Raw genomic sequence first — 13,076 nt, 5'->3', positions numbered from 1 at the left:
ACCTCGCCCAGGCGCCAGCCGCTGGAAGAGGGCTGGGCCGAGGTCGTTGTGGGAGCGGTGTTGCGGGAGCGGCGGCGGAAGAACCACCAGGGCATAAGCGAAACCTCCTTTCTGTGTCGTCGATGAGAGGCAGCCGGCTAGATTGAGTGCTGGAAGCGGGTAGCGTCAGCTTGGCAAGGGTTTCTGACCATAGGCAACGGCGAAATGAGGTCGTAGGTGGAGCTGGTTCCACTCCTGATAAGCTTGCTCAATGAGCTGCAGGATGGCTTGCTCGTAATGACCGAAGCGTGCTGCCAGCGGAGCGCTGATGGCCTGCCAACCTTCACGTGCATCCAAAGCCATCGGAGAGCTGAGGTATCCGCCCCATTTGCCCACGGAGACACGGAGAATGTAATGCTGGAAACCGAGGCGGTTGGCCTCGCCCAGATCCTTGGGGAGCAGGTAGGCTGTTCCTGCAGGTAGCGACGCAAATTCTGAGCACAGGGCTGGACTACCTCATCCGAGTGATCGCTAGCTGAGGCCGACTGAGAAACACACACCACGTCAGCAGACAAGGCTTGGGAACGGCGCCGGAAGAACCGCCAGGGCATGAAAGCAGACTCCTTTCTCTCTAACCACTTCTCGCTCTGCGATCTGCCATCCTGGAGGAACAGACGGCATACTCGTAATAAGAGCAAATACTCTCAGATGCTCTCCTTTTACTCCTACTCTTTCCTCTGCCATAAGCGGACTCGCGAACCACTGCCAGGAAACATAGAGAAGCCAGGCTGTGCCATTCGCGGGAACACTAACTTCCTCAGCCCGCCTATAGCCTGACGCCTGGCATGAGTACAATCAGAGAATGCGCTATTGTAGCACTAGAGGCTATAGCCTCCCCATAGAAACGGCCTGCACTCCCAGCAGAGCCAGAGCTGCTATAGATAGTGCCTTGCTCTGTCCAATCCCGTAGGGCCTCGGTCGAGGCTACTGCTTCTCTTAGAGTTTAGAAAAGGTGAACGTCATCTGTCAACTTGAAGATGGAGAAGATGATCGCTACGCTCTATTTTAATGAATTTTTAATGCAGGGTCGCCTGGGATGAAGAACCGGGGAGCTGGCTATCTCAAGAGGGGCAGCGCGCCGATGAAAATATAGCAATGTATGACGGGGGAGGAAGGAAGAAAGAGCCTCTGTCTCAGCACTGTCTCCGCAGCCCGTACTGATCTTACTCTGATCGAGCGGTCACAGCGGCTGTAATGCGGCGTGCAATGTTTGTGAGAGCCTGCTCCTGGGCCGGCTTAGGCAGGAGAGCCAGAGGCTTCTGAGGATCATTGGCAGGTTCAAAATGCTGCAGCTCGCTTTCCTCAAAGAGGCAAGGGCTAACGATAATAGGGATAATTAAAGTGCCGGCAAGACGAGCACGCTCCAAAAGCTTCGGCAGTTGATTGGTCATGACAAAGTCAGAGGCCAGAAGCTTAGCGCTCACCAGGACAATAGCCACACCGGCACGCGCGATAGCGTCTTCTAATTTCTCCTTCCAACGGCTGCCAGCGCTGATCAACGTATCATCCCATAAATCAAACAAGCCCTTCTGCTCAATAGGGGCCAGAAACCTACGCAGCTGCTTCAGCCACTTTCTATCCTCGTGGGCATAGCAGATAAAAACCTGCTGCCGGCTAGGGGCGGGACGCTTACCGATCTCGCGGGCCAACAGATCAAAACGGCAATGACGAAGATAGAAAATCAGGGTTGGGTCCTCCGCCAGCAGCACCCCTACCGATGGATCACAGAAGAGATGAAACGTTAGCTCAGGATGAGCAGCCACCAATTGAGGCCAGCACTGACTCAAAAAGCGCTCCACATCATGAGCACGGCCCGGCTCCGCCCGCTGCAAGAGTGATAACCAGAGCACTCCCTCACGATTCTGGCTCAGCACTTCGAGCAGATAGAGGCCGGTCTGATCATAAGGCCCGCCCGCAGCAGCAAACTGCCTGATAGCAAGGCCAAACTTCATCTCCAGCGTTCCCATCAGATCCTGAATGGCCTCAGTCAATCCACTCCGAATGACCACATGGGACAACTGTGTCTGGATAGCCTTATAGTAAGCGCACAGATAGTAACAGAGGAACTGCGTCAAAACGAAGCTACCATCAACCAGGCGAATAATCTCATCCTTACATTCGAAAGTCACATTGAGCGCCTGCTCTCCCTGCTTGATCAGTTGCAGTATCTCCTTATCGCTGGCGCGGCCCATCTTGAAATGATCGAAGCGCGTAGCTGTGTCGAAGGCAATAGAGCTAATAAAGCTCTGACCGGTGCCGGGGATACCGATAATGACAAGCTTGCGATCTTCAGGCTGAGTATCCGCCAGCAGCTTCAGATAATCAATCAACTCCTGACGCAAGCCAGGCTCTAGACGATGAAAGTCATCGATAATCACGACACCCTGGTGCCAATCTGGCAGGGAGGCTAGTCGCTCACGATCAGCGGGCATACGGGCGCTCAGAAGTGTGATCGTCTGCTGTTGTTCCTGCCCTATCTCCCACTTGCCAAGCTGCCTGATGGCCTTTTGCACTGCCGTGGTCTTGCCGATGCCCGAGGGCCCTTCGATCACCACCCCTCGCCCCGGTTCAACAAGAGCAAGCTTCAAACGCTCAAAGTTGGACGGTGGTACAAAGGTCACTGTAGGCAGACCCGCGCGCTTGAAAACTTCATCCAGCCGGTAATGACGGCGGAGTTGCCCTGACCCTGCCAGCCCTCGTGACCTGCCCTCTGATATGGGAGCAGATAGTGACTGTGGCAGACTACGCCGCTGCCAATGCTCCTCGCTGATCGCCCTGATCTCTCTCACGATCTCAAGGAGATCCTGCTCCTCATCGACGCACTGACTCAGCGCGCGCCCACGGCGTGGGAGCATCTGTCGATCTGCGAGCGGCGTCCCCTCAAGTACCGTTGGGCGGATCAGGATGGGAATCAGTACCATCTTGCCCTGTCGCGCGCGTTCCAACGCGCGCGAGATAGTCACCTCGTAGACATGTGATGCCAGCAAGTCAGGACTCACCAGGAGTACAAGGACGTCGGCGCTCTCAATATGGCTGCTTAACCAACGCTCTGCTCTTAGAGGGACAACAGCCTTGAAATCCTCGGGCGACGTTAGCCTTACGAATGATGACAGGAGCGGTGACATATGCGAGATGAGCCGAGAGAAATAGCTCCTGTCAGCGAGATCAAAGAGAACAAATAGCCTGAGTTTCTCTTTATCTTCCCGTAGAGAACTGTCGCCCATAGAAAATCAGCTCTCTCCTCATCAGCCTTACTACCTGTTATGATCCATAAGATCGTAGCCAGACACCTACCTTAAGCCTGTCTTCGACCGGAACTATATATTATCGAGCTGAGTAATTTTCCACTCATCGCCGATCTTGGTCAGCTGCAAATGAACGTCATACGCAACGCCGCTGGAGCGGGTGACATGCACGACTACTGTCGCCTCATTTCCATCTGTACTGCTGCTAGTAATTGAATAGCGAGTCACAGTACCGGCCTGCTGATCAATGGTTGCAGCCGCCAGTGCAAAGCGGCTTTGGGTCGCGCTAATTTCCTCTCCCTGGATAGTCAGCGTATCGATCGCCAAATAGGAGTAGGCCTGGTTATAATCCTGCTTTTGAATAGCCGAGTAGTAATTATTCACAGTCGAATCAGGGCTACCTGTCAGAGCAACAATATAACCTACCAGGATACAGCCGCCACAAACAAGCACAACCAGGCCTGCAACAATGGCCAGCGTGATCCACAGCCAGCGTAAAGAGCGACGTGGTGGCTGAGGAGGCTGGGGAGGCAGCCCGTACTGTACGCCATACGGATTGATACCAGGAGCCGTCGGCACTGGCCCATACGCTGGTGGAGGCGGCGGAGGTGTGCCGTAGGGTGAGCCATAGTGTGTCGAGCCGGCGTACTGGGTTGGCTCATAGCTTCCTGCTGAAGGAGGTGGGGGAGGTGTCCCCTCTTGACCGTGCTCTGATCCATAGCTGCTGTAGGGCTGATTCGGATCATTGCTCATAACTACTCAGTTCCTCGACAATGACATAGACTCGTTCTGAGGCCAGCTCTATTCTTCCCTCTCCTCTGACTAGATATACGAGCTAATTCCCCTGACCTACGTAGGTAGGCATTTGAGAGGGCTAGCCTTCTTAGAGAGAAACGCGATCACAGGCCAAAATTTGCCCTCCAATCTCTGGCCACACTGTGGAGCAACCGCAGCCAGCTAGCCTATACCTCTTCTCCTTAGCTGCTGAAGCTGCTGACTGCTTCTGAGCCAGCCTTACCCAGGAACGAGAAAGCGCCAATAATATTCAGGCTCAGCGCAATCCGGGAATGAAAGAAAATAATCAGGCGCAGTGAGTGCGCGCTTGCCGGGCCAGTAACCAGCTAAGGAGACAAGCAAGCCACTTGACCATGACCGACGGTCTAGCTATGCTCATAGACATGGAGCGACGTTCTCTTGGCCTTAGAAGAAAGGACTTCAGGCATGGTCGACAAACAGACTGCTCCCGAACTCTTTCGCCCACCGCTGGGCTATCCCGAAGTCCCCTATGATGCCCTTGTCAGAGCTGTAGCGGAGCGGCAGCCTGAGCGACCGGCAATCATCTACCACAACCTCAGCCTAACCTATTGCGAAGTCACAGCCATGGCCAATAGTCTTGCCAACGGGCTGCGTGCTCTTGGTCTGGGCAAAGGTGACATCATCTGCCTTTTCACCTTCAACCGTCCTGAATACACCATCTCCTTCCTGGCAGCATCTTCCATCGGTGCTGTCATCAGTCCCATGAATCCCTCCTACAAGGAGCGAGAAATCACCTATCAGCTTGAGAACAGCGAAGCGTGCGCCATTCTAGTCCAGCGTGAACTAGTGGCCACACTAAAAAGCGCCCTGAACGGGCACAGCTTTCCAGCGCTACGCCACATCATCGTCACCGGTGCCCAGGTACCAGAAGGGCTGCCGCAAGCCATTCCCTTCGCTCGACTGCTGCGAGAAGCCTCGCCGCGCCCTCCTGAGCCTGTACCCATTGCCCCCGATGACCTGCTGGCCCTGCCCTACTCCTCAGGTACCACGGGCCTACCGAGGGGAGTCATGCTCTCACACCGCAATCTGGTCTGCAACCATCTTCAGGTCGTGACCGCGGCCAACCTCTCGCCCGCCGATGCAACCCTGATCTTTCTCCCGCTCTACCACATTTACGGTGTGCTGCTCACCGGCACCTTCCTCATTGCCGGAGGCAGGCAAATCCTGATGGAACGCTTCGACCTTGACGCGGCTCTGACTCTCTGTGAGCAGCAGGCTGTCACCTGGTTCTTCGCCGTTCCGCCGATTGTTCAGGCGCTGCTCAACGCCAGCGACGAGCAGCTGGCCAAACTGAGAACGGTCAAATACCTGATGTCTGCCGCTGCTCCCCTGGCGCCCGAGCTGGCCATCAAACTGCGAGAGCGCACCGGCATCAATGTCATCCAGGCCTACGGCCTGACCGAGGCCTCCCCCGATACACATTTCTCCCCGCTTGACCCCGCGCACATTCGCCCGGCCAGTGGGGGCTTGCCCGTCTACGATACTGAGCAGAAGATCGTCGACCTCGAGACAGGTGAGCGCGAGCTACCAGCCGGAGAAGACGGCGAGATTATCGTGCGCGGTCCCCAGGTCATGCTGGGTTACTGGAAAGACCCGGCTGAGACGGCGCGTGTCCTACGCAACGGCTGGCTCTACACTGGTGATATCGGTCACATCGATGCCGAGGGCTACCTCTATATTGTTGATCGCAAGAAAGAGATGATTAAATACAAAGCCTTCAGCATCGCCCCCGCCGAGATCGAGGCCGTGCTGCTAGAGCATCCCGCTGTTCTTGACGCTGCCGTCATAGGCGTCGACGATCCAGAAGCCGGTGAGATCCCCAAGGCTTTCGTCGTTCTACGCTCCGGTCAGACGGCCTCAGCCGAGGAACTCATGGCCTTTGTCAATAGCAAGCTCGCAGGCTACAAAAAGCTCCATCTTGTGGAATTCATCGAGGCTATCCCACGCGTACCCTCTGGCAAGATCCTGCGCCGCCAGCTCAAAGAGAGAGAGCGTGCCCGCCGCCTTGCCAACACCGAGGGGCCTCTCGTCTAAGGGGTGACCTCCCCACTCTGGGGTTTCTCATCTCTAGCGACGTGCTACGCGCTTTCTTCAACAGCACCCAACGCCAGCAGGGCCTGTTTCTCCAAAGCGCTCAGGCCCTGCACCCCCTGGATATTCATTCCCTCGTAAGGGCGTGGCAGACTCAGAATGCGCTCCAGACGTCCGGCTGTGGCCTCCCAAAGGCGAATCTCTCCCTCATTGCCCCCACTGGCGAGCAGATAGCTGGCCTCAGACGGAGCAAAACCGAGCGCGCGCACCATATGCTCATGGCCGCTCGGCAAAACCTGGCACAGCCTCCCATCACGCCGCCACAGGCAGAGCCTGAGATCATCCCCGCTGCTCGCCAGCAACTGACCATCCCCGCTAAAGGCCACACAGCGCACGCGCCCATGATGTCCCTGTAGGGACTGTGGCGGCTCTTCGCTCTCAATGTCCCACAGTAGGACCTGACTGTCCTCAGCTCCGCTGACCAGCAGCCGACCATCGGGGCTGAACGCTAAAGCTCGTACCGGTCGGCTATGACCTGTCAATGTGCGCACACAGGTGCCGCTGCTGATATCCCAGAGGCGCAGGAGCGAATCATCCCCGCCACTGACCAGCAGGCAGCGACTCGCCTCTCCTCCTGGCCTGAAAGCTAAGGCGCGAATCCAACAACCGGCTCGCAGCTCGTGCACCATCTTGCCGCTAGCCAGATCCCACAGACGCACGATCTCATCCTCGCTGCCGCTGGCCAGCCAGCGACCGTCAGGACTGAAAGCCAGACTATGCACCCAATCGCGATGACCCACAAATTGCCGCTGTATCCTCCCCTCTGGCATCGACCAGAGCCAGATAACCTCGTCCTGCCCGCCACTGGCTAGCCACTGACCATCGGGACTGAATGCCAAACTGAGTGGCTCATGCCGCGGCTTGTGGAACAACTGCACCAGGCGCCCACTGGCCCAATCCCAGACAGCGATGCCTTCCCCCTCATAGGCCGCCGCCAACCAGTGACCAGTGGGACTAAAGGAGAGCGATCGAATGCGCCGTGTATAGCCATGCAGCCGTGTCAACAGATGCCCTTTCGTGTAATCCCAGAGACAAATCGTCTGATCATCGCCACCACTTACCAGCCAGTGACGCTGCCCCTCAGGATGAAAACTTACCGTGCGCACACCATGAGTGTGACCAAGCAAGATGGCCATGCGTTCGCCCGTCTGCACGCGCCAGAGTTGGACGGTCGTATCCTCGCTACCGCTGGCCAGCCACTGACCATCGGGACTGAAAGCCACCGCCCAAACACGATTGCTATGGCCTCGGAAGATGCCGCGCTCTGTCGCACTGGCCACTTCCCACAGACGCACTGTGCCATCGTCGCTGCCACTTGCCAACAGCTTCCCGTCGGCTCGAAAGGCCAATGAGCGCACCTGATCCCCATGGCCCCGCAACACATGCAGAGGACGCTCCCAGCTCGGTAGATGCCAAAGACGCAGTGTGCCAGTGCCATCACCACTGGCCAGCCACTGCCCATCGAGACTCAATGCAACTGCCCAAATCCGCCCCTGGTGCCCTTCCAGCGTACGTAGACACTGGCCCCTTTCCAGGTCCCAAAGGCGCAGCGTCTGATCGTCGCTGCCGCTCACCAGCAGGCGATCATCAGGACTGAGCGCCAACGCTCGCACTCGATTGGTATGCCCCTCCAACACGCTCAGACAGCGGCCCGACTCCAGATCCCAGAGACGCAGCGTCCTGTCATCGCTGCCACTGACCAGCCGTCGTCCATCATGGGTAAAGGCCAAGGCCCAAACCCCATCGTTGTGACCATCCAACTTCTGAAGTAGATGCTCGCAATCGCTGTCATACAGTCGGATCTCACCGCTCGCTGTTCCCACCGCTAAGCACTGCCCATCGGGACTAAAGGCACTGGCCAGCACATTAGTCAGTGTGCTCTGAAAAACCGTCGACACGAAATGCGCAAAAGCAAAATTCACTCCTTGCAAGCGCGCTTTCTGCAGATAAGCCTGGCGAATGGTTAACCTTGAGAAATCAAATTCGCGCAGATTCCACTGCAAATAAAGCAAGAGCTGAAGGACGTTCCCAACCAGATAGCCACCGTGAGGATAACGCGCCTGCCGCTGCCGCTCCAGTGCCCGCTGAAGCCGCTCCTTGAGAGCGGCCTGACTCAGCTCGCTGCACAACATCTCTGCCAGAGGGGCTAGCAGCATACGTACCTGGCTCTCACGCACATAGGTGCGCGCCTGGGCCTTCACAAAAGCGAACTGTTCCCAACTCTGAAAGGTCTCCTGCAGACAGTCCTGACAGGCACGACGCACCAGCTCATCCTGAATATACTCCATAATTACTGGCTGCAAGGTAAATTGACCCTGTTCCTGGACCTCAATCAGCGAGCGACGGCGCAGTGAGTCCAGCGTCTCAATCAGCTCCCGCTGAGCCTCGGGACGCAACAGATCAGCGCGCAGCTCTTCCAGAGTGACCGCCTCCTGCTCGATCGCCAACCAGGAGAGAACCTCCCGTTCGCGCAGAGCCAGGCGCTGGAGCTGTTCCTCCAGCACCTCACGAATATCTCCGAAAGCTGCCTGATTCTCGGCAAGGAAGGCCGCGATCTTACCGGCAAACAGCTCACTGATCGTCTCCGCCACCAGGCGCAGCGCCAGCGGATTCCCTCCATAACGACGCAGTAGACTGATCACCTCATCTGCGCTACCAAAGATGCCTTTTTCCTCTAGAATCGCTCGTCCAGCCTCGAAGCCCAGCCCCTGTAAGGTCAGCGAGCGCACCGGGCTACTCTTGCCTTTCAGGCGCTCAACCTCGCGCAGCTTCTCGCGGCTGGTCACCAAAATCACGCTCCGATGCTCTTCACTGCCCAGACGCTCCAATAAGCGACCGTAAACCTCGTACTCGGGGCGATAGGCACCGGCGCGCTGACCACCCTGGAGCAGCGCATCAAAGTTATCGAGCACAAGCAGACAGCGTCGCTGGCGCAACAGCTCCATCAAAAGCGAGAGCTGCTCCTCGATTGAAGAAGGTGGAGTACTTAACTGTTGATTAGAGAAAAACAGTAGCCACTCCTTAAGCACCTGACTGAGCGGCGGAGCCCCCCGTAGCGAAGACCAGTAGCCGTACTCGATCTCACCTTCCACCTGCTCGACTAGGCGGGCAACGAGCGTTGTCTTCCCGATGCCCCCCAGGCCACAGACAGCAATCAGACGGCACTCGGCAAACCACTGGCGCAGCGTGCGCAGCTCTTGTGTGCGGCCAAAGAAATGGGAAGTGGCCGGTTTGGCCCCCCAATTGGTGCGAGACTCCTCGACCAATCCTAGCTCTTCGGGACTCTTCTCCAACACCTCACAGAGTTTACGCAACAAAGAGGGGCGAGGCAAACCATCGCCAGTCTCCCAACGCTGCACTGTCTTCTTATCCGAACCAATGCGCTCAGCAAGATCCTCCTGTGACCAGCCGCGGCGCAGTCGCTCACGTTTGAGCTGCTGATGAAATGCTATGCGGAGCATGGCAATTTCCTCTCCCGTCTCAAAGCTAGCGATTCTACCTGCTGTCCCCGTGCACTGCCAGCCAGCCCAGACGACACAGACTAGCACCTCTATCTTGTTGCTCCTTGTTGCTCCTCGTTCGCTCTTCGAAGGCCGTGGTGTCAGCGCTGCTACTGAGCTTGGTAGCCCACCAACTCGCCGACCTTTCCGCCAGAGCGCCCATGATTGGCTCTGTCGCCCTCATGGCCTCTCGACGTCCGGCCATTAGCCGCTAAAAGGGGCCGAAATGTCGCCAGTCTTGGGTTTCTCTGACGAGCTTCCTCAGCTATCTTCTACCTCAGTACAGAGATTGTAAGCCATCGCATCTGGAATTTGTAAATAATCTTTTTGCTTGGATTATTGATCTGAGCAATGCAAGCGAGCTAGAGCCGCTAGCCTGACTTGCAGGGAGGAGACAGATGGAAACCCGGCCTCTGCTGAGCTTGAATTGGGAAGAAATCTACAGGCGGCTGCGTCGTCTGGTGCGTCGGCTGGTTGCGCATTACAGTGTCGCGGCCTGGCGAGGCCAGGAAGAAGACCTGGTGGAAGATATTATCCAAGAGAGTATCAGGCGCTTCATCGAACGTCAACCGCGGGTTGAAAGGGGAGAGATCGAGCCAGCCCGCGCACCAGAGCAGATGCTGTTCACCATTGCCTGCAACTATTGCCGGGACCGCTATCGGCGGGAGCGGCGCCTGATCCATACTGGCGGGGAAAGCCTGCCGGAACCGAAGACCGGCGACGTGGAGGAGCCGGCGGAGCGCGCCCTGGAAGGGATCTATCAGCAAGAACTGTTTGCCCTGGTGGCTCGCGAAGTAGACCATTTTCCCCGTGGACAGCGGCGTGCCTTGCTCATAGATCTCGCAGAATTGATGAGTTTTGATGACGAGCCGACACTGCTCCAGAGCGCTTTCCTGGAGCAAGGAATTGATCTTAGTCATTACCGGGACTGGCCTGAAGATGGAAGGCAGCACGCACTGCGGGTTGCCCTGCGCAACCACGCTTATCGCCGTTTGGCGGGCTTGCCCAGCATCCGGGCATATATAGCAGGCCATGAACACTAGCTCCGTGGCTTATAGCCCCAGACCGTCAAAAAGAACTGCAGGCCACAGAAACTCTCATCCGCTGCTTCGGCCTTGGCCTGCTCATAGAGGCGATTGAAAGCCTCATGGCTCAAGCCGACCACGTTTAGATAAAACGGTTCAAGTAATTTCAGAGAGACAAGGCCATTTTGATACCAATCCTCGTAGCGCGGCGTCCCAGCAGAGATACTCTCAGCGCAGGCGCGCATCTGGATCGAAACGCAGCCAGCCTCGCGTAGCAAACGCTCCAACATGGGCAGAACATCCAGATGGTGCCGTGTCTCCGAGAAGGTATAGCCGGCACGTGTGAGACCGAGGGCCAATAGTAGCGACAGCTCCTCGCAAGCTGGCTTATTGCAGATCGGTAAATCAGCCTCGGTCAGGCGGATGATACCGCCGGGGCGGCAAATGCGCAGACACTCCTGCAGAAAAGCAGGCCAGCAGCGAGCTGGCATAAACGTTGAGATAAAGCGTGCATTGATCAAATCGAAGCTCTCATCCTTAAAAGCCAAGGGTTTTAAGGCATCCATGACCTGAAAAGAAACATTCATCAATTGCTGCGTCGCAGCCAGTGTCCGGGCAAACTCGATCATGCGCTGGCTAATATCGATGCCGACAACACGCATATGGCGGTATGTCTCAGCCAGCTCCAAAGCCCAACCGCCGGGGCCACAGGCTACATCGAGGACATCCTGTAAGCCCGAGACATCCGATAGTTCTGGCAGCAAGCCGCCCATAGCCTGGGTGACTAACTGGCCATGATGCAGCAGGCGAGCCAGCTCAGCCGTATTCTCTGCATCGATAATATACGTGCCGTGTTGATGAGAGAGCGTCTCAACCTGCTGGAGATCGGTCAACATGACCCTGATGATCCTTTCTTCCTTGAAGCAAACCTTGCGACTGCCGAACGAGCGCTCTAGCTTTGCTCCGGGGTCTGCTCCGCCTGCTCCGTCGATGGCGGCTGCAAAGGTGTGGCCAAAAACGCCGCGATCACTCGCTCCTCGGCCTCGCGGCGCGTAAGCGGCTGCCCCCGCTGTTCGGCCTGGCTCAGCATTTCATTCACGCGCTGATTAAACGTCGCCATGTAGGCATGCTGAATGGATTCGGAGGGCATCAGACGCAATTCGATATCTTTTATATCATAAAACTCATCATCACGAAAAGCCAGACTCAGCAGGTAGGCATAGTTTTGGATCAGCGCCTGGCGTCCGTGCAAGAAGTAGTCGCGCTGGGTACTAATAATCAGCAAAGCGCCGGCCACCTGTCCAGCGCGCTGCAGGGGGTAAGCGGCGGCGCTGCGAGCCTCACTGACCAGCGTTTGGGGAATGGCAAAGTCGGAAGCCTCCTGCAGATTCTGGACTACCACCGGGCGGCATTGGGTCACGGCATAGCCTACCAGCGACTCAGCTCCCAGAAAGTAGCCTCGGCGAGCCACACCTGTCAGGGCCTGGCTCTTCTCCAGGAAGACCTCACGAAGACAGGTCACCTTCTGCTGAGGAGGCAGCGGACGCTGACACTGGGCGATGCTGGCTGCAATGCCGGTATGTTGCGGGTCAAGCTGCCGAATCAACTGCTGCATCACCAGGTTCATAATGGTCCAGGCGCGTAGGCTTTCCACGACCGTGGCATGAGCTTCAAGGATGCGTGCATAGAGTACTGGGGGGACATCCTTTACTACCGGATCGATGAAGACGGAGCCGGGGTCATCCTCCAGGGCATCTGGAAATTCCTGGCGGATTAGCTGAATCAGTTGCTCGCGATGAGGCGGCAGGGCCTCAACCAAGCGATTAAGTAGCGAACGTGGCCGTGGCGACGATTCGTGAGTCGCCCAGCGTGTGAGCGTAACCGGGTCAACACCCATTTCATTGGCTATGCGCTGTTTCTCTTTGGTATCTCGAATCACAGCAGCGAGGAGCTCGCGCCAGGTTCTGGGTTCTTGCATGGCTTCTGCCCCATTTCAGAGAGACTGCCATCCAATTATAGCCTACTCTCCCCTGCCTTGTCGATCCTGTCCACTCTCCCCGGGTGAATTATGTGACTTCTGTACAGAATTTTCTCCCTACAGACTATGCAATTGGTATTGACAATTGTAAATGGGGAATGGTATATTCAGCAAAGCAGGAAGTGCCTGCAAGAGTAGCACCCCTGCCGATACCAGAAGAGGGGTACGCTGTGCCCGAGGGGGTAAGGGGGAGAGAAGCTCTCGGGCACCCGGCACGACATTCTACAAAGAAAGGACAGATCATGGAGGAACTACTGACCATTAGCGAGGTTGCCAGAGTCTTGCGCGTTGATGCGACTACCGTGCGCCGTTGGGTAAAACA

General features: G+C 56.8%; 8 protein-coding genes. 2 read left to right on the top strand and 6 right to left on the bottom strand.

Annotated elements, in window-relative coordinates; genetic code table 11:
* Positions 1–165: 165 nt before the first annotated feature.
* The 3 genes from IRZ24_RS09325 to IRZ24_RS09315 form a co-directional block, all read right to left on the bottom strand.
* Entirely contained in the window at positions 166–342 is a 177-nt protein-coding gene (locus IRZ24_RS09325; protein WP_297162974.1) for a hypothetical protein, read from the bottom strand.
* 860 nt (positions 343–1,202) lie between these two features.
* Positions 1,203–3,263: a TIR domain-containing protein gene (locus tag IRZ24_RS09320; protein ID WP_297162971.1), complete on the bottom strand. Its 2,061-nt coding sequence runs from the start codon at positions 3,261–3,263 to the stop codon at positions 1,203–1,205.
* A gap of 93 nt (positions 3,264–3,356) precedes the next feature.
* Positions 3,357–4,037, bottom strand: a complete 681-nt coding sequence (locus IRZ24_RS09315; RefSeq protein WP_297162968.1) for a DUF4878 domain-containing protein — start codon at positions 4,035–4,037, stop codon at positions 3,357–3,359.
* Between the two features lie 468 nt (positions 4,038–4,505).
* Here IRZ24_RS09315 and IRZ24_RS09310 point away from each other — a divergent pair, with 468 nt between their 5' ends.
* Positions 4,506–6,134, top strand: a complete 1,629-nt coding sequence (locus IRZ24_RS09310; RefSeq protein ID WP_297162966.1) for an AMP-binding protein — start codon at positions 4,506–4,508, stop codon at positions 6,132–6,134.
* A gap of 44 nt (positions 6,135–6,178) precedes the next feature.
* Here IRZ24_RS09310 and IRZ24_RS09305 read toward each other — a convergent pair whose 3' ends face one another.
* Positions 6,179–9,652 carry a helix-turn-helix domain-containing protein gene (locus IRZ24_RS09305; RefSeq protein ID WP_297162963.1) on the bottom strand — a complete coding sequence of 1,158 codons (3,474 nt, stop codon included), beginning with the start codon at positions 9,650–9,652 and terminating at the stop codon, positions 6,179–6,181.
* 437 nt (positions 9,653–10,089) lie between these two features.
* On the opposite strand from IRZ24_RS09305, the gene IRZ24_RS09300 reads away from it, so the two are divergent.
* Positions 10,090–10,734: a hypothetical protein gene (locus IRZ24_RS09300; RefSeq protein WP_297162961.1), complete on the top strand. Its 645-nt coding sequence runs from the start codon at positions 10,090–10,092 to the stop codon at positions 10,732–10,734.
* On the opposite strand, the gene IRZ24_RS09295 is transcribed toward IRZ24_RS09300, so the two are convergent.
* Both IRZ24_RS09295 and IRZ24_RS09290 read right to left on the bottom strand, forming a co-directional pair.
* Complete coding sequence (locus IRZ24_RS09295; protein ID WP_297162958.1) at positions 10,731–11,612, bottom strand: class I SAM-dependent methyltransferase; 882 nt, start codon at positions 11,610–11,612, stop codon at positions 10,731–10,733. The two genes, IRZ24_RS09300 and IRZ24_RS09295, sit on opposite strands and share 4 nt — an antisense overlap.
* A 56-nt stretch (positions 11,613–11,668) precedes the next feature.
* Positions 11,669–12,694, bottom strand: coding sequence for a GAF domain-containing protein (locus tag IRZ24_RS09290; RefSeq protein WP_297162956.1), 1,026 nt, complete (start codon positions 12,692–12,694; stop codon positions 11,669–11,671).
* Positions 12,695–13,076 lie beyond the last annotated feature (382 nt).

It is taken from the genome of Thermogemmatispora sp., from assembly GCF_019683755.1.
Classification (GTDB): Bacteria; Chloroflexota; Ktedonobacteria; order Ktedonobacterales; family Ktedonobacteraceae; genus Thermogemmatispora.
The sequence above is the reverse complement of the archived record's forward strand: the minus strand, read 5'-3'. Positions and strand labels throughout refer to the sequence as shown.